Below are 16,590 nucleotides of genomic sequence, written 5' to 3'. Positions count from 1 at the left end.
GTGCTGACTGCCGCAAGTAATTTCTAACTCTAGTTTTTCAACCACCCCTAACCCCACGCCGCTTGATGCGCGGAATCAGCTGAGGAGGGGAACTAGCCCTAGCGCCTTTCCACAGCTTGAGTTGACAAGATTCCTGATTCCGGAACAGCTTCTCGCGTCGCCACATGAGCCCTTTGTTTACTCCACCAAGTCCGCGCGCCCGGCGCCTGGCCGCCGTGGTATCGACCCTGGGCCACCCGCTGCTGACGGTGGGGCTGTTCGTGGGCTTCTGGGCGTTTCGGCAGCTGGCGGCGCCCGCGGCGGCCTGGGTGACGGGTGCCGTGGCCGGGGGCGTGCTGCTGCCGGTAGCGGCCTGGAGCTACTACCAGGTGCGGCGCGGGCGCTACACCAATTTCGACGTGTCGCGGCGGGAGCAGCGCGGCACGCTCTACCCGCTGGTGCTGGGGCTGCTGGGCCTGGCCACCGCCGGCGTGTGGCTGCACCCGGCCGCGGCCGGCTGGCGGGCGGGGATGGCCGTGGCCGGCGGACTGGTGCTGCTGTGCTACGGGCTGAACCGGCGCCTGAAGGTGTCCTTGCACGCGGCGCTGTCGTTTTACCTGGCCGGCTGCCTGGCCCTGGCGGCGGGCACCGGCTGGGGCCTGCTGGCCGCCGGCCTGGCCGGGGTTATTGCCGCCTCGCGGGTGGTGCTGGGCCGCCATACCGGCCCTGAGGTGCTGGTGGGCTCTGCTGCCGGGCTGCTGGCCGCCGCCGTCCTGCTGAGCCTGCGCTGAGCAGCCCTCAACTTCGGCTGCGGCCGTTCGTACGCTTCAGCCAACCCCCGCCGCTATGAACGACCTCGCCGCCCTGCCCGAGCTGCAAGCCCTGCTGACCGCTACCCTCGACCCGGAATCTGCCCTTACCGCCGCCCTGGCCCTGATTGGGCCGCAGGTGCGCGCCGACCGCTGCTTTCTCTACGTGCGCGACCCGGCCCGGGAGCGGGGGCGCATTGCCCTGGTCTGGCGCCTCGACGAAGCCGTGCCCGACCCGCGCCACGACTGGCAGTCCGACACCGGGGAGCTGCCCCGGCAGGACCCGCTGTTTCGGGCGGCGCTGGCCGCAGAGCCCGCGGTGTTCGTCGACGACGTGGACGCGGCCGGCCCCGAGGTGCTCAACCGCGACTTCGAGCGCCGCACCTTCGGCCACCGGGCGCTGGTGCACGCCCCCGTGCTCGACGCCGCGGGGCAGCTGTGGGGCATTTTGCAGCCCTGCGTGTTCGGCCACCCCCACCACTGGACGGCCGACGAGCGGCGCTACCTCGAAGCCGCCGCCCCGCTGCTGATGCCCGCCGTGCAGGCCTATATGCGCGGGCAAGACGTGGGCTGAAACAGCGCTGGCCGCTTAGGCTTCGTCCAGGGCCCGCTGCAGCTCCTCGAAGAACAAGCCGACGTGGTAGCCATCGGCCAGGCCGTGGTGGGCGTTGACGGCCACCGGCATCAGCAGCCGGGCGCCCTCGCGGCGGGTGCGGCCCACCGATATTTTCGGCACCGAGTCGGGGTGGCGGAAGGCGCGGGCGTGGGTGAGGCCGGTGAACGACACCCAGGGAATGGCCGAGAAGTGAATGACGTCGAGGCGGGCGGCGTTGTCGTTCAGGCGCAGGCCGGTGCTCTGGCGCACTTCCTCGATTTCGGCCCGCAGGCCCCGGCCGAATTCGGCGAAATCCGGCGCGTAGGGCACGAACCCGAAGGCAAAGGTATTGTCGTCGCGGGTGAGGGTGGGGGAGGCATGAATGGCGTCGTAGCAGTACACCTGCCCGTCCTCGATGCGGTAGCGCAGGGCCTCCACGGCGTTGACGGCCCGCAGCACGGCGTGCAGGTAGCGCTGAAAAAACGACTCCCCGGCGGCCTTGGCGTGGATGTAGGCCTGGGAGGCGTCCACGTCGGCCACCACTCCGAAGAAGGGCTCCTCGAACGCGGAGAAAAAGGCGAAATGCTCCCGGCGGTTCCAGGCGGTGAGGTCAAGCAGGTGTCTCATAGCCGGGCAAAGGTAGACAAGCAGGCAGTAGCTGGCGCCGGTTTAGCGAGCAAAGCGAGGGTAACCGGTGCCCACCATAAAGCAGGTTTTCAACCTGCGTGAAGCGTTGTTATAGGGGTGTTGTTACAGCAAGCCAAATCAGCTCGTCCGGGCGCTGGCCGCAGGCTGAAAGCCTGCCTTATGGTAGGCACCGGTTACGCCGTCTTCGACGGCTAAACCGGCGCCAGCCGTAGCTTTGCGCCGCACTGCAAGGGCCCGTGCTGGCTGCCCCCGTTTCCATCCCCGATTATGACCGCCCCCAAGCTCATTGCCTTCGACGCCGACGACACCCTGTGGCCCAACCAGCCGCACTACGACGAGGCCGAAGCCCAGCTCTACGAGCTGCTCACCCACTACGCCGACGCCGCCGCGCTCAGCCAGCGCTTCAACGCGGTGCAGCGCCGCGACCTGCCCCTGCTCGGCTACGGGGCCAAGTCGTTTATCATCTGCATGGTCGAAACCGTCATCAGCCTGACCGAGGGCCGCGTGACAGGCACCGAAATCCAGCACATCCTCGACCGCGGCAAGCGCCTGCTCGATTACCCCATTGAGCCCCTGCCCGACGTAACGGAGGTGCTGCAGGTGCTGCAGGAACAGGGCCACCGCCTGATGCTGCTCACCAAGGGCGACTTGTTCGACCAGGAAAGCAAGCTGGCCCGTTCCGGCCTGGGTCCGTACTTCGACCACGTCGAAATCGTGAGCGAGAAAAACGAAGCCTCGTACCAGCGCATTCTGCAGCGCTACGGCCTGCGCCCGGAGGAGTTCCTGATGATTGGCAACTCGCTGAAATCCGACGTGCTGCCGGTGGCCCGCCTGGGCGCCCGGGCCGTGCACGTGCCCTACCACACCACCTGGGTGATGGAGGAAGTGCCCGCCGAGCAGCTCGTGGGCGTCGACTTCCACCGCGTAGAGGCCCTGGCCGAGGTGGTGAGCTACATCCAGGCGCTGACCGCCGACGAGGCCGATTAGTAGCGGGCGGATAGTTGCGGCGCGACAACGGACCGTAACAGCTGGCCGGGCTATCCGCCAAATCAGCCTTCCAGCCAGCTTTTTAGCGCCGCCGCCTTGTCCCGGCTCACGATGACCTCGTCGGCGGGGGCGGGCAGCAGGTCCAGCTTCAGCTTGCCGTTGAACCAGGGGTGCAGGCGCTGCACGGCCGGCAGCTGGGCAATAAACTGCCGGTTGAGCCGGAAAAACTGCCGCCCGTCGAGCAACTGCTCCAGCTGCTCCAGGGTGTAGTCGACGAGGTAGCGCGGGCCGCCGAGCGTGACCAGCGTCACGGTCTCGTGGCGGCTCTGAAACCAGGCCACGTCGGCGGCCTGCACGGGCAGCAGCTGCTCGCCCTGCCGCACCAGAAAGCGCGTCTTGGGCGCCGCCGGGGTGCCGGCGCTGGTTTGCTGGTGCAGCAGGTCCTGCAGGCGCTCGGCCACGGCGGAGGCCGCCAGGGCGGGGCTGTGCCACTGGCGCAGCTTCTGCAGGGCCGTCTGCAGCTCGGCCAGCTTCACGGGCTTGAGCAGGTAATCCACGCTGTGGGTTTTGAAGGCCTGCAGGGCGTACTGGTCGTAGGCGGTGGTGAAGATGACGGGCGTGGTCACCACCAGCTGGTCGAACACGTCGAGGCTGATGCCGTCGGCCAGGTGAATATCGGCCAGGATGAGGTCGGGCGCGGGGTGGCGGCGCAGCCAGTCCACGGCCCCGGCCACGGTATCGAGCTGGGCCAGCACCCGGGCCTCGGGCGCCGCCTGGGCCAGCAGCCGCTGCAGCCGCTCCGCCGCCGGGTATTCGTCTTCGAGCAGCAGGACGTTCATTTTTAGGGTAGGAGGGTATGGGGGTAGGAGTTGAGGAGTTATTGGGTTTGGGAGGCTAAATAAGGTATGAGTTGCGGCACTGATACCTCATAAAACTCATACCCTCCGACCTCCATACCCTCCTACCCTAAATAAGCGGCAGCTTCACCGTGAAGGTAGATTCCGCGGCCTCAATTTCCACGGGCCGTTCGGGCAGGAGCAGGGCGTACCGCTCGCGGATGTTGCGCAGGCCGGTGCCGGTGCCGGGCGGCGTGAAGCTGGTGGTGCGGGCGCGGCGTGGGTTCTGTACCATCAGCCACTCGCCCAGGGCCGTGACGTGCACGTGCAACGGGTGCTGGCGCGAGGCTTCGTTGTGCTTGAGCGCGTTTTCGATGAGCAACTGCACGCTCAGCGGGGCCACGTGCCGGTCGAGCAGCGGCGCGGGCACTGCCAGGCTGACGTGCAGGTTGTCGCGCAGGCGGGCTTTCTGCAGGGCCACGTAGGCCTGCACGAAAGCCAACTCTTCGCCCAGGGGCACGGTGCGCCGCTCCCGGCTCAGCAGCACGTAGCGGTACACGTCGGCCAGCTGCTCCACAAACTGCTGAGCCGGGGCGTTGGCGGGCTCCACCAGGGCCGCCAGGGTGTTGAGGGAATTGAACAGAAAGTGCGGGTCGAGCTGCTGCTGCAGGGCTTCCAGCTGGGCGCGTTGGCTGGCACTCTGCAGCTGCTCGGCGCGGCGCACGCCCGCGGCCCACTGCTGAAAGAAGTGCCGGCTTTCGTAGCCCAGCTGCACGATGGTGGTGGGCACCAGGCAGAAGCCAATCTGGCCCATGACGAACCGGGGCGTGAGCGGAAAATACTGCGGCACGAGCTGGTGCAGCAGCAGCACGATGCCCAGCGTGGCGGCGCCGGTGTAAAGCAGCCCCAGGGTCAGCAGCAGCCACAGGCGCCGGGCCGTTTGCTCCACCCTCGGGAAACGCTCCACCAGCAGCCCCCAGATGGTGCGCGTGCCCTGCCAGAGCACGGCGGTGAACAGCAGCGAAATGCTCCAGCCCAGCAGCAACGTGTTCCACGTCAGGGGGTAGTGGCCCGCCGTGAGCACAGTGATGAGCAGGCTCATGAGCGGAATGCCAATCAGGCGGATGCGCAAATCGTTCATGGAGCAAAGATGCAGGCCGGCTGCCAAGGGCCAACCGGCCGGGGCTGGTGGCCCGATGCCGGCTGGTAGTCGGGGCTGCTGCCGGTCCCGTGGGGCCGAGAAGGCAGGATGCAGGTACCGACGAGTTCAAGGACAGTGGTACTGCGCCGTCAGGGCGTCATACCACCGCGGCCCCCGGCAGCGGGGCGGAAGCGGCTTGCTCGGGCCGCGCTAAGCGGCGGCAGCCGAAGCGCAGCATGGCCGGGACAATCAGGCGGTGGAAGGGGCGAATCAGGGCAAAGTACAGCCGGCCCAATCGGTTGTGAAAGCGTACCGCCGTGGAGACAACGGCCGCATCGGGTAGCCGCAGCACCGATACCCGGAAGTCAAGGTGCCGGTCGTCCTGACCCAGCAGCACTTCGGTGGGCAGCACGCGCAGCACACCGAATGGCCCGAATTCGTCGCCCGGGCGCAACCCGGCCGGATCGGGATGGGTGGGGCGAACCGGAAACGTGCGCAGGCCCAGGGCGCGCACCAGCGCATCGCGCAGGCGCAGCAGGCTGCGCACCCAGCCCGGGGCCTGCCCCAGCAGCGCGTAAGCCAGCGGCAGCGGCTGCACCGGCGCGGTGGCCGGCAGCGGCACTTGGTACGCATCTGCGAAGTCGAGGCGACTCAGGGCCTGAGGCAGTTGGCTGGCCGGGGGCAGGGGCACGGGCCGCACGGAAATAGCAGGCATAGCGGGGAAAAAAGCAGTGAGTCGGCGGCCCGGCCGGGCAGGCGGCGTGGGGGCCCTGACGGATAGGTTCTAAAACAGCGGCAGGCCTTGCAGGGCGTGCCAGTAGAGGCCGGCTACGGCGGCGCCGTACAGGATGGCAAACAGGGCTACGCCCAGGCCCTGCGCCAGGGGGCGCCAAGCCGTGCGCCCGAGCAGCCAGCCCGCCAGCGGCAGGGCCTGCAAGGCGTGCAGGCCCAGGAAGTGCGCCGCGCGCAAGTCGCCGTGGCGGGTGCTCCAGCCCAGCACGGGCAGGCCCGGGCCGCCGTCGGGGGCGCCCACGGTGTGGGCCAGGCGGCCGGCCATGCTGCCGCCCACCGCGCTGCCCACCAGAAACAGCAGCAGCCCCAGCCGTAGCCCCCACACCCATGCCACCGAGCCGAAGGGCCGGTGGCGGAACACCAGCACCACGGCCCAGACGATGGCCACGGTATTGACGAGGATGAATACGCCCATCAGCTGAAACACCGCCCCGTCGAAGGCCGAGCCGATGTTGAAGTGGGAGCTAGTGCCGCGGGCCGCCTGCATGACGATGCTGCCGATTTCGACCAGCATGGCCAGGGCCACCAGCCGCCCGATGCGCCGGGCGCTGCGCTGCCCGGCGGCCGGCACATCGGCCAGCAGCCAGGCCAGCGTCCAGAGGTAGACCACGCCCGCCAGGCTGAACTTGGCCGGCTTCACCCACACGTTCAGGCCCGTCACGCTGCGCTCATCCAGCGGCCAGAGCAGCAGGCACGCCAGCAGCAGGGCCAGGTGCAGCCAGCCCGTCCAGGCCAGCGCCGGCTGGCAGCCGTGCAGCACCCGCAGCCAGTGGGGCAGCCCGGTACGGGCCGCAGCGGTACTCGGCAGGGGTAGGGCGGGGGCAAGGGTTGTTTTCATAGTCAGCAAGGCGTTTGGGGGTAGATGGTAGAGGTTGGGCGCATGGTGAGGCGGCCATTCAGGCCGTTGAGTCAGTTGCGGCGCAAATCCGGTTGGCTAAGCCGGCTTTTGGTGCACCACCAGGCGCGGGCAAGTTCCGGGCGCTTACACGGCGTCGTACTGGGGCGTCGGCAACCGGCGCAACGGGCAGCTGACCTAGGCCAGCTGCCCCGGCTCGGCGGCCGGGGCGGGGCGCAGGCGGCGCAGGGCCGCGTACAGCAGCAGGCCCACCGGCCCCAGCAAGAAGGTAAACAGCAGCGCAGGCAGCAGCACAATGCGCGGCAGCCCGCGCCGCTCGGCGTCCTGCACTTCCCAGATGCCCACGCACAAATCGAAGCATAGGTAATGCGCCCAGCCGGCCGTCAGGGCCCAGGGGTTCCGGAACAGGGCCCGCACCTCGGCCAGGGAGCTGAAGCCGCCCTCCGTGCCGTAGGGGCCGAGGTAGTGCGAGAGAATCAGGGCGGCGTAGAGGGCGGCCAGCAGCAGGGGCCAGGCGCCGCTGCGCACCAGCCGGCGCGTGAGCGTCCAGCGCGGGGCCAGGGCCAGCAGCAGCCAGGCGGGCAGCACGGCGGCGTTGGCCAGGGAGAAAACGAAATCGGGAGTGAGGGCGGGCATGGTAGCTGGCAGAAGCAGTGATGCCTAAAACTACGCCCGCCACCGGCCCGGCCGGCACCCAAACCGGGTGAAGCGGCCAGACAGGCGGGGTGAACCGTCGGCCCCGGCCGGGCGAACCGCGGGGCTCGGCGGAAGCAGCGGGGTGGTTTGGGTTGTTCGGACGCGCAGTAACAACTTGGCCGCCCGTTCGGTGGCAGGGCTGCGAGTTTTGCCTTCGGGCAGATACCGGCGCGCGGCTGCCGGGCCAAACTTTGGGCAGAAAGCCTTATCCTGCAGCTGACCGCCGGTTTGCCAGGCTTGTCGACCGGGTACCACTTTATGGCCTTTCCACGGTTTCTGCGCCCTCTTACGCCCCGGCAGCTCCTGGCCCTCGACGGGGTAGGTGCCCTCGTATCGGCCGCAGGGCTGGGGCTACTGGCGCGGTTCGAAGCCGCTTTGGGCTGGCCGCCGGCGGTGCTCTACGGGCTGCTGCCGGTGGCGCTGAGCTTTGCGGCCTACTCGCTGAGCTGCTGCTGGCTCGTGCGCACCGATGCCCGGTCCTGTCTGCGCATTATTGCCGGGGCCAATCTGGCGTATTGCGTCCTCACTATCGGCCTGCTGCTGCACCTGTGGCCGCGGCTGACGGCGCTGGGCGTGCTTTATGCGGCGCTGGAAGTGCCGGTTATTCTGGTCCTGGTCCGCGCCGAGTGGCGGGCCAGCCGGCGTGGCTGAACCGGGCGCGGCCGGGAAAAAGCCGCCCGGCGTGCCCGGCCGCCACCGCCCTTACAGGCCCTGGCTGGTTCCGCCGGCCACAACTTCCCGCGCCGCCAGCGCGTAGCTTTGCCCCGTGAAGCCTCTCTACCGCCTCGCCCTGGCCAGCCTGCTGGCGGCCCCCGCAGCGGCCGCCGCTGCCCCGCTGCCGCCCCCGCCCGACAGCTCCCTGGTACGGCAGCGGCACCGCCGCGTGGTGTTTCAGTTCGACCAGCGCTTTTCCTTTCTGCAGCAGGAGCTGGTGGGCATTCAGGGCGTGAAGCTGGGCGTGGAGTGGCGCGGCCGCCTGCGCACCGGCGTAGGGGTATACTTTCTGAGCAGCGCCATTCCCACCACCGCCCCGGTGCCCAGCTTCGTGCCGCCCGGCAGCCAGGATCGGGTGCGCTTCCGCTACGCCGTGCTCTACGGCGAGTACGTGCTCATCGGCAACCCGCGCTGGGAGCTGAGCACGCCCCTGCAGGCCGGCCTGGGCCAGTACTACCTGCGCTACCGCTACCCCGACGGCACCGTCTACCGCACGCCGCGCCGCAACATCTGGCTGATTGAGCCTACCATCGGCGGGCACATGCGGGTGTTTCGCTGGGTGGGCCTGGGCGCGGGCGTGGGCTACCGCCAGGCCCTGCTCACCGAAGACCGGCTCGAAGACGACCTGAGCGGCGCCATCTTCTACGGCCGCGTCAAGCTCTTCCTCGGCGACCTGTACAAGGTCGTGCGGGGCCGGGAGCGGCTGTTCTCCCAGCGCGGCCTGCACCGCAGCGACTATGCCCCGAGGGGGAATTGATAATTAATAATTAAGAATTGGTAATTGGACCGTTGGGTATTTCTGTTTACGTCCCAGGCTCGTCCGCTCAATTATTAATTCTTCATTCTTAATTATTAATTACTACTTCGTCACATTCACGCCGGTGGAGGAGCGCAGCCGGCGCAGCACGTAGTAGCGGTTGCCGCTGGGGCCTTTCTTATCCATGCTGAACGGAGCACTTTGCACGGTCTGGAGCACTTCCCAGCCTAAGGAGCCCATGTAGTTCAGGGCGCTGATGGGCGTGGCAAACACCTGCAGCTTGCCCACCTCCAGCTTCGACAGCTCCGGGCCGCCCAGCTTCTCGGCCCCGTAGCCGAAGTCGGCGTACACGTCTTCGCCCACGATGCGCACTTCGCAGTATTCGTAGCGGGGCGCATCGGGCGTGGGGGTAGCCAGGTTGCGGGTCGAATTGGTTTGGGCGTGGGCGGCGGAGGTCAGGCCGAGGGTAAGCAGCAGGCAAACGGTGGCAGCGGCGAGGTTTTTCATAGCGCGGGGAATAGTCAGAACACGAAGAAAGCAAAAAGCCCGCTAGCAACCGTCGGTGCCAGCGGGCTTTTTGTTGGGAAAAGTACAAAGGGAGTTTCTGGTTTCTAGTTGCTTGTTTCTAGTTGTGGTTGGTGAAGAAGGACTGTTGTAACGAAACCCGGCCAGTGGCTCTATGTACACCTTCAGAAACCAGAAACCAGAAACCACTAATTGGCGTGCGGCAGAAAGGAGTACTTGCGGCCGTAGTCCAGCATCTGCTGGGCGAAGTCGGCGGGGTACTCCAGCTTCACGTCCACGATTTTGCCGTCCTGCTCCACCGGCACCAGCCGGGGCTGGATAAAGCCGGCGTAGGGCGCGATGTTGAGCTTCTGGTAGCGGGCCAGCACTTCCTTGTGCAGCACCGGGTCCACCTTCACCCCATAGGTTTCAATCAGGGCCTTGGCGCCGTTGAAGTCCCCCTCGCTGGTCACGCGCTGCGTTTCGCGCAGCAGCTGCCCAAACAGCGTCCGCAGCTTCTGGTAGTCATTCACGCGGAAGTAGGTCTTGCCGTCCTTGGTCACTTTCTCGATGACCTTGTCCTTCTGGCCCTTCTCGTAGGCCCACTTGGCTACCATCTGGCGGTTGCGCATGTGGGCTTCCTCCACCGTTTCGCCCAGGGGCAGGCGCACCAGTTGGGTCATCAGGCCGTTGCGGATGTAGTTGTCGTACTCGGCCTTGCCCACTTCCAGGCTCGGCACCACGCCCATTTCCACCAGCTTGGGGTCCATCAGGTAGTACAGAGCCACCAGGTCGGCGCGGCCCTCCTCGATGGCGGAGGCGTAGTTTTTGAGCGTTTCCTTGGTGGTGCCCACGCCCGGGTTGATCTGCCCCGACGCGTGGCCGATGACCTCGTGCATGTCGGTGTGCAGCTTGCCGGCCAACGAGCCGTACTGCCGGGCGCGCTGCCGCTCCTCCTCGGTGAGGGCAAACTCGTCGAGCATGCCGCCGGCCGAGGCCTGGTCGTAGGCCTCCACGATGTTGCCCAGGTTCACCGACTTCGAGCCGTGCTCCTTGCGAATCCAGGTGGCGTTGGGCAGGTTGATGCCGATGGGCGTGCTCGGGGCCGCGTCGCCCGACTCCACCACCGTGGTAATGACCTTGGCCGTGATGCCCACCACGTTCTTCTTGCGGTGCTCGGGCTTGATGGGGGAGTGGTCCTCAAACCACTGGGCCTGGTCGCCGATGGCCTGAATGCGCTTGGTAGCTTCCAGGTCCTTGAACGACACCACCGCCTCGTAGGTAGCGCGGTAGCCCAGCGGGTCGCCGTATACCTCGATGAAGCCGTTCACCACGTCGGTGCGCGACTTGGTATCGTGCACCCAGGCAATGTTGTATTCGTCCCAGGTTTTCAGGTCGCCGGTGGTGTAGTACTGAATCAGCTTCTGCAGGGCCTTCTGCTGCTCGGAGTTTTCGGCCACGTCGGCGGCCTTGCCCAGCCAGTACACAATCTGCGTAATGGCCGGCCCGTAGAGCCCGCCCACTTTCCAGGGCTGCTCCACGATTTTACCCGACTTGTCCTTCACCAGCCGCGAGTTCAGCCCGTAGGACACCGGCCGCGGGTCCTTCTTGTCGATTTTCTTGGCGTAGTAGGCCTCCACTTCCTTCTGCGTGACGCCCTGGTAGAAGTTGGTGGCCGAGGTCTTGATCAAATCCTGCCCGGCCTCCTGGTTTACGCGCTTGGCGTCCAGGTTGGGGTCGAAGATGATGGGCGTCATGGCCGCAATGAACTTGTCCACCGACTCGCCGCCCAGCAGCGGCAGGGTGCTGCGGTCGGCGGCGCGCACCAGCTCGGCGAAATACTCCTTCGAGCACTCGGGCACGAACTTGCGGGTGCTGTAGTGGTGGTGAATGCCGTTGGAGAACCACACGCGCTTGGCGTACACGTTGAACTTCTGGGCCTGCTCCACCTGCTGGGTGTTGGTGGTGGCGCTCATGCGCTCCTGGTTCAGCGGCCACAGGGCCTCCAGGGTGCGGCGCACGCGCAGGTTGTGGCGGTAGTTCTGGTCGTAGGTAATGTCGCGGCCGGCCAGGGCGGCTTCGTAGAGGTAGTAGAGCAGCTCCTTCTGCTTGGCCGTGAGCGTCTCGAAGCCGGGCACCCGGTAGCGCAGCACGCGCAGATCGGCAAACTGCTCGCTGACCACCTGGAAGGGCGGCTCGGGGCGCACCAGGGGCGCATCGGCGGCCGGGGCCGTAGCCAGAGCCTGGGCCGTGGCGGCCCCCAGGCTGTTGACGGCCGAGCTGGTGGCCGCGGCGGCGGCGTCATTGCGGGAAGGAGCGGTGGTGGCCGAAGCCCCGGCGCAGCCCGCCAGGCCCAGGCCCAGCAGCCACGCGGCGGCAGGGCGCAACGAGGTGGATTTCATCGGTGGAGAGAAAAACGCGAAAGATGATCAGCTACAAAACAACACATTCGCGCCGGCAGAACAATAAGGCTCCGCGGGGAATAAGGCAGGGAGTAGGCGCAGGTGAGAGAACAGGCAACGGGCGCCGGTGAAAGAATAGGCGCAAACAGCCGCAAGGTGCAACACCCACAGCCGCAGCGCGGCGCCATGTCGGTAGCCCGGACGGCATGTGGAGACGGATTGAGCTGCAGCGCAGCGGCATGGCACCGGAGCCGCGTGAACGACAACTCCGTTCAACATCAGCAAGGCCATGCCGCTGCGCTGCAGCTCGGGTCGTTCCGGGAGGCACCGTTGCTACCAACATAGCGCCGCTCCGCGGCTGTGGGCCCGAAAAAAACCGCCCAAGCCGCAACCCGCCCCGGGCCGGGCAGTACGCCTTATCATTCAATCATTCAATCATTCAATCATTCAATCATTCAATCATTCAATCATTCAATCATCGCCAGCGTGGCGCGGCGGTCCAGCTTGCCGCTGGCCGTCTGGGCAAACTGCCCGGCGTAGTGCACGGCCCGCGGCAGCTCGTAGCGGCCCAGGCGCTGGCCGAGCAGCGCCAGCACGGCCTGCCAGTCGGCTGCGCTCAGCGGCGCGCCCTCGATAACGGCCGTGACCTGCTGGCCCAGCCGCTGGTCGGGGCGGCCGGTGACGAGGGCGCGGCGGCCCGCGTGGCCCAGCTCGGCCAGGGTCACTTCCAGCACCTGCTCCACCTTTTCGGCCGGCACTTTCACGCCCCCGGAGTTGATGACGAAATCGGCCCGGCCCAGCCACTCAAACAGGTGGTGGTCGTGTTCCGCGAAGCGCACCAGGTCGTTGGTCTGCACCAGCTCCTGGCTGGTCACGTCGCCGCGGATGGCCAGGCAGCCGCGCTCATCCTGCTCCACGTGCAGGCCGGGCAGCACGCGGTAGTAAGGCGAGGCCTCGGGGCCGTTGAGGCGGCGCAGGGCAATGTGGGAGCAGGTTTCCGTCATGCCGTAGGTGTGGTAGAGCGGCACCGTCAGCGCCCCGGCCAGCTGGCTGAGGGAATGGTCGACCGCCGCCCCGCCGATGAGAATGGCCTTCATCGGCTCCAGGCGCGCGGCGTGGCCGCCGGCCAGCACCGCGCGCAGCTGCAGCGGCACGAAGGAGGCAAAGTCAAAGGCGGCGTCGGCGGGCACGCGGGCAAACGGGTCACTCACTGGCTCGGTGATGGTCAGGTGCAGGCCGTGCTCGAAGGCGCGCACCAGCATCATTAGCCCGCCGATAAACTCGCAGTTCAGGCACACGAGCATGTGCTGGCCCAGGCCCAGGCCCAGGTGGCTCATGGTGCGCTGGGCGCTGGCCACTAGTTGGCTGCGGCGCAGCGTAATGGGCTGGGGTGTGCCCGTCGAGCCCGAGGTGGTCAGCACGAACTCCTGCACGCCGTTGAGCCACTGCCGGCAGAAGTCGAGCACGCGGGCCTCGTAGCCGTTGATGTCGCCGCCGGCGTGGGCGGGGTACTGTTGGATGTCGGCGTAGCGGTAGCGGCGGCCGTTGAGCAGCAGGGAGTCGGGGGCGGTAGCGGGCATGAGGGCGGAGAAAGAAAGCCGGGATGCGCATCCATACGCAGCGGCGGGGCGCGAAGTAACAAATGGCGCGGTCGACCTTGCCCCGGAGCCGCCAAAAACGTATCTTCCCTGACGTGCATCTTCTCCCACCCTAACTTCCCGCCCGGCCATGTACACCGCCCCGCCCAGCCCGTTCGCCTCGGTCCGCAAAGTCGTTTTCCGCCTGCACTGGGCTACGCCGCCCGCCGCCGCGGCCGGGCCGAGCAAGGAGGAGAAGCGCCGCCGCAAGCGCCTGAAGAAAGAAGCCAAGGCCGAGCGCCTGCGCAACTTCTTCGGCTGGTGCGCTGGCTGGCAGGCCTACGGCTCGATTTTCTGATAGCTGCCCGTAACGACAAGCGCGCCGCCCCAACCGGGCGGCGCGCTTGGTTCAGGTCGGCGCAAACCAGCCAGCTTTACTGCTTGCGAGGGGTGTTCAGGCTGGTCGTGTCGCGGTAGTACAGGCCCGAGAGCGTGGTGATAAAGGCGTACGGCCCGCACTTGTTGACGGAGGTAATCTGGCTGGTCTGCAGCCCGTCGTTGTCCAGCTCGATAAACTCCATGCGGCCGTCGAGCACGCGCACCCGCCACAGCTGCGACTGGAACGAGGCGTACAACGCGTCGCCCACGGCGTGGTAGGTAGCCAGGGCCTGCTGCCCGCCCGAAAAATCGGCGTACAGGTTCCAGGTTTCGCCCTGGTCGAGGGATACGTACAGGCGCGGGCCGCTGAGGGCAAACAGGCGGTTGCGCAGCACAAACATCTGCGCGACGAAGCCGCTGGGCCCGGCCACCGGTCCGTAGCCAAACTCCTTGACCCGGCCCAGCGTGTCGACCCGGTAAAACTGCCCGCTTATGCCGATAAAGAACTTGTGGAAGTAGGCGGCCGAGAAGTAGGCGGAGTTGGAAAAACCTATCGTGCTGGGCGCGGGCGTGAGCGTAACCGGGCGGGTGGCTTTCAGCTCCAGCGTGTGGGCGCCGGGCGGGTGGCCGTAGCGCGGCCCCACGCGCAGAATGGTGCAGCGGATTTCGCTCTGGCTGTTTTCGGTGGGGGCCAGCACGTAGCGCCCGTCCACCACCGCGTAGCCGCCGTTGCCGCTGATGGGCAGCGGAAAAGCCTTGTTCGTGTTGGTGGAAGTGCTGTAGGTGGGCCGGAAGGTGAAGCTGGCCATGTTGGAAACGGGCGCCCGGGTGGCAAACACCTGCAGGGTATTGGGCCCCGACACCGCCACGCTGACCTGGGGGCCCAGCGAAGGCTGAACCAGGGAGCCGTAGCTGGGGCTGAGGTTGAAGTACGCGCCCGTAATCGGCGGCTTCAGGTTGTAGGGCCTGACGTACCACAGGGTGCTGTTGTTGCCCACCACCAGCAGGGAGTCGTTCACGCGCTGCGCGGTCAGCAGGATCTTGTTGTAGCCCGTGAGCAGCGTGTCCTGGGTCCAGGAATGCCGGAGCCGGACCTCCTTCACGACGATTTTTTCTTTGGTGCAGGCACCGGTCAGCAGCGCAGTGCCCAGCAGCAGGGGAAGTGAGTAGCGGTATGCGTTCATCGGAAATAGCTTTTAGCGGGAATCAGCGCTAAAATAATGCCCATTCGGCGCCCCGTCCAGCGGCAATGCTGCATTTAACGGGGCATTAATGCCGCTGCCGACACCAGCAAAGTTCGTTTCCGGGGCCGAACGCAAACCGGCCGGTGGCGTCCCGCAAGCGCGGGACGCCACCGGCCGGCTGATAATCAGGGTGGGGCGAAAGACTACACCACCGACTCGTCGTTGGAGGCTTGCTGCTGCTGGCGCAGCAGGCGCTTCTTCCGCCACGGCGCGTCGATTTCCCAGTCGCCGGCCATGATGCAGCCGTAGGGCAGCACCGCGTCGACTACCTCGCCCAGGCCAAACTGCTGCATCTGCCGCTGCACGGCCGCCGCGTTTTTGTAGGCGCTGGGCAGCTCCGAAATGTCGATGTGGCCCGAGAAAAAGCGCACGTCGAGCCCGGCCGTTTCCTCCGCGAAGACTTGCTCGATGGTTTTGTGGGCGTGCAGGCGCTTGTGGGCCGAGCGGCTCAGGTTGCGCCCGGCCCCGTGCGGGGCGAAGCCCAGGTTGGTTTCAGTCGTCGCGCCGCGCACGATGAGCACCGGCTCGCTCATGTTCAGGGGAATCAGGCGCAGGCCGTTTTGGCTGTCGGGCACGAACTTATCGGCTAGCGGGGTAGCGCCCTTGGCGTGGTAGAACAGGTCCTCGTCCTTGAACACGAAGTTGTGCTCGTTCCAGAAGCGGTTTTGCACCTCGGCGCCCAGCGCGGCCACGGTAGCGTCGTGCAGGGTGAGGTGGTTGAGCTTGGTCCAGGCGCGCACCAGCTGCAGGGCCTCCCAGTAGCTGCGGCCCTCGTCGGTGTCGAAGGGAATCCAGGCGTTTTTGGGCAGGGCCGTGGGGGCAATATCCTTTCGGAAGGCCTCGGCCACCTACATGCCGTGCCCGTAGAGCGTGGCGCCCAGCCCGCGGCTGCCGTGGTGCGTCACCATGATGGTCTCGCCGGTGTTGCGGGAGCGGCCCACGAACAGGAAGTGGTTGCCGTCGCCCTGGGTGCCCAGGTGCGACTTGGCCAGGTTTAGGCTCCGCTCGTTGTTGAGGAAGCGGTTCTGGCGCAGCTGCTCCTCCAGCTCCCGCGGCAGCTCCGAAAACTCCGGCCGCCCCCCGCCGCCGAAGTGCGTGACCGAGTGGGCCGCGTCGAGCACCCGCTTGGGGTCGAGGTTACCCAGGCTGGTCATCATCACCGAGCAGCAGATGTCGGCCGAGTGCATGGCCGGGTGAATGGCGTTGCGGGCCACGGCCACGCCGCCCACCGGAATCTGGCCGATGCCGCCGGTGGGGCAGGCGTCGGGCATCACCGTGCCGGCTACCAAGGTGGGCGTCTTCATCAGCTCGCGCATGGTGCTGAGCACCTGCTCCACGTTGCTGGCCTCCTCGGGCGTGTCGGCCTCGATGTTCTGGTGAAAAGCCAGCGGCTCGTCGTAGGGGTACACCACGCGCGGGGCCACCGTCTGCAGGTACTGGGCCAGCGCCTCGCCGCTCAGCTCGTGCCGGTTGACGTGCTCCAGGGCCTCCTTAAACCACTTGGACGGGCGGTAGCCCAGGTTGATAATATCCTGACCGGTAATCATAAAAACGGGAATGGGAAGAGGCCCCAAGTTCGGATAAATCCTCAATACCGATGTCAGCCCGTCATGTCGAGCCCCGCGAGACATTTCGCTCGAATACAGTCTTCCTCGTTGCACAACGGGTTTGCTCC

General features: G+C 66.8%; 18 protein-coding genes. 6 read left to right on the top strand and 12 right to left on the bottom strand.

The window, feature by feature from the left end; genetic code table 11:
* Positions 1-164 precede the first annotated feature (164 nt).
* Positions 165-770: a hypothetical protein gene (locus EJV47_RS18135; protein WP_126694595.1), complete on the top strand. Its 606-nt coding sequence runs from the start codon at positions 165-167 to the stop codon at positions 768-770.
* A 55-nt stretch (positions 771-825) separates the two neighbouring features.
* Positions 826-1,362, top strand: coding sequence for a GAF domain-containing protein (locus EJV47_RS18130; protein ID WP_126694594.1), 537 nt, complete (start codon positions 826-828; stop codon positions 1,360-1,362).
* Positions 1,363-1,377: 15 nt separating this feature from the next.
* Here the strand turns inward: EJV47_RS18130 and EJV47_RS18125 are convergent, their stop codons facing one another.
* Positions 1,378-2,010, bottom strand: a complete 633-nt coding sequence (locus tag EJV47_RS18125; protein ID WP_126694593.1) for a chloramphenicol acetyltransferase — start codon at positions 2,008-2,010, stop codon at positions 1,378-1,380.
* Between the two features lie 288 nt (positions 2,011-2,298).
* Between EJV47_RS18125 and EJV47_RS18120 the strand changes: the two genes are divergently transcribed.
* On the top strand, positions 2,299-3,018 hold the full coding sequence (locus EJV47_RS18120) for an HAD family hydrolase (protein WP_126694592.1): 720 nt from the start codon (positions 2,299-2,301) through the stop codon (positions 3,016-3,018).
* Between the two features lie 62 nt (positions 3,019-3,080).
* Here the strand turns inward: EJV47_RS18120 and EJV47_RS18115 are convergent, their stop codons facing one another.
* The 5 genes from EJV47_RS18115 to EJV47_RS18095 all read right to left on the bottom strand — a co-directional run bounded on the left by EJV47_RS18115 (position 3,081) and on the right by EJV47_RS18095 (position 7,279).
* Positions 3,081-3,857 carry a LytR/AlgR family response regulator transcription factor gene (locus tag EJV47_RS18115; protein WP_126694591.1) on the bottom strand — a complete coding sequence of 259 codons (777 nt, stop codon included), beginning with the start codon at positions 3,855-3,857 and terminating at the stop codon, positions 3,081-3,083.
* Between the two features lie 127 nt (positions 3,858-3,984).
* Complete coding sequence (locus EJV47_RS18110) at positions 3,985-4,995, bottom strand: sensor histidine kinase (RefSeq protein WP_126694590.1); 1,011 nt, start codon at positions 4,993-4,995, stop codon at positions 3,985-3,987.
* 157 nt (positions 4,996-5,152) lie between these two features.
* Positions 5,153-5,710, bottom strand: coding sequence for a DUF2867 domain-containing protein (locus EJV47_RS18105; protein ID WP_126694589.1), 558 nt, complete (start codon positions 5,708-5,710; stop codon positions 5,153-5,155).
* Positions 5,711-5,779: 69 nt separating this feature from the next.
* Positions 5,780-6,625, bottom strand: coding sequence for a hypothetical protein (locus tag EJV47_RS18100; protein ID WP_126694588.1), 846 nt, complete (start codon positions 6,623-6,625; stop codon positions 5,780-5,782).
* A gap of 195 nt (positions 6,626-6,820) precedes the next feature.
* A complete protein-coding gene (locus tag EJV47_RS18095; RefSeq protein WP_126694587.1) occupies positions 6,821-7,279 on the bottom strand; it encodes an ABA4-like family protein in 459 nt (152 codons plus the stop codon).
* Between the two features lie 318 nt (positions 7,280-7,597).
* Between EJV47_RS18095 and EJV47_RS18090 the strand changes: the two genes are divergently transcribed.
* Both EJV47_RS18090 and EJV47_RS18085 read left to right on the top strand, forming a co-directional pair.
* Positions 7,598-7,990: a hypothetical protein gene (locus EJV47_RS18090; RefSeq protein WP_126694586.1), complete on the top strand. Its 393-nt coding sequence runs from the start codon at positions 7,598-7,600 to the stop codon at positions 7,988-7,990.
* Positions 7,991-8,105: 115 nt separating this feature from the next.
* Positions 8,106-8,810 carry a hypothetical protein gene (locus tag EJV47_RS18085; protein ID WP_126694585.1) on the top strand — a complete coding sequence of 235 codons (705 nt, stop codon included), beginning with the start codon at positions 8,106-8,108 and terminating at the stop codon, positions 8,808-8,810.
* Between the two features lie 102 nt (positions 8,811-8,912).
* Here the strand turns inward: EJV47_RS18085 and EJV47_RS18080 are convergent, their stop codons facing one another.
* The 3 genes from EJV47_RS18080 to EJV47_RS18070 all read right to left on the bottom strand — a co-directional run bounded on the left by EJV47_RS18080 (position 8,913) and on the right by EJV47_RS18070 (position 13,296).
* Entirely contained in the window at positions 8,913-9,317 is a 405-nt protein-coding gene (locus EJV47_RS18080; RefSeq protein WP_126694584.1) for a hypothetical protein, read from the bottom strand.
* Positions 9,318-9,523: 206 nt separating this feature from the next.
* Complete coding sequence (locus tag EJV47_RS18075) at positions 9,524-11,716, bottom strand: dipeptidyl-peptidase 3 family protein (protein WP_126694583.1); 2,193 nt, start codon at positions 11,714-11,716, stop codon at positions 9,524-9,526.
* Positions 11,717-12,183: 467 nt separating this feature from the next.
* Positions 12,184-13,296 (bottom strand): AMP-binding protein, encoded by a 1,113-nt coding sequence (locus EJV47_RS18070; protein ID WP_126694582.1) that lies wholly within the window; start codon positions 13,294-13,296, stop codon positions 12,184-12,186.
* A gap of 148 nt (positions 13,297-13,444) precedes the next feature.
* Between EJV47_RS18070 and EJV47_RS18065 the strand changes: the two genes are divergently transcribed.
* Positions 13,445-13,651 (top strand): hypothetical protein, encoded by a 207-nt coding sequence (locus tag EJV47_RS18065; RefSeq protein ID WP_126694581.1) that lies wholly within the window; start codon positions 13,445-13,447, stop codon positions 13,649-13,651.
* A gap of 76 nt (positions 13,652-13,727) precedes the next feature.
* Here the strand turns inward: EJV47_RS18065 and EJV47_RS18060 are convergent, their stop codons facing one another.
* The 3 genes from EJV47_RS18060 to EJV47_RS28710 all read right to left on the bottom strand — a co-directional run bounded on the left by EJV47_RS18060 (position 13,728) and on the right by EJV47_RS28710 (position 16,462).
* Entirely contained in the window at positions 13,728-14,855 is a 1,128-nt protein-coding gene (locus EJV47_RS18060; RefSeq protein WP_126694580.1) for a hypothetical protein, read from the bottom strand.
* Positions 14,856-15,058: 203 nt separating this feature from the next.
* Positions 15,059-15,763 carry an RtcB family protein gene (locus EJV47_RS28715; RefSeq protein WP_243651213.1) on the bottom strand — a complete coding sequence of 235 codons (705 nt, stop codon included), beginning with the start codon at positions 15,761-15,763 and terminating at the stop codon, positions 15,059-15,061.
* The gene (locus EJV47_RS28710; RefSeq protein WP_243651212.1) at positions 15,764-16,462 is read right to left on the bottom strand and encodes an RtcB family protein; all 699 of its coding nucleotides are present in this window, start codon (positions 16,460-16,462) and stop codon (positions 15,764-15,766) included.
* Between the last annotated feature and the right edge of the window lie 128 nt (positions 16,463-16,590).

The organism is Hymenobacter gummosus (assembly GCF_003970915.1).
Lineage (GTDB): Bacteria > Bacteroidota > Bacteroidia > Cytophagales > Hymenobacteraceae > Solirubrum > Solirubrum gummosum.
The sequence above is the reverse complement of the archived record's forward strand: the minus strand, read 5'-3'. Positions and strand labels throughout refer to the sequence as shown.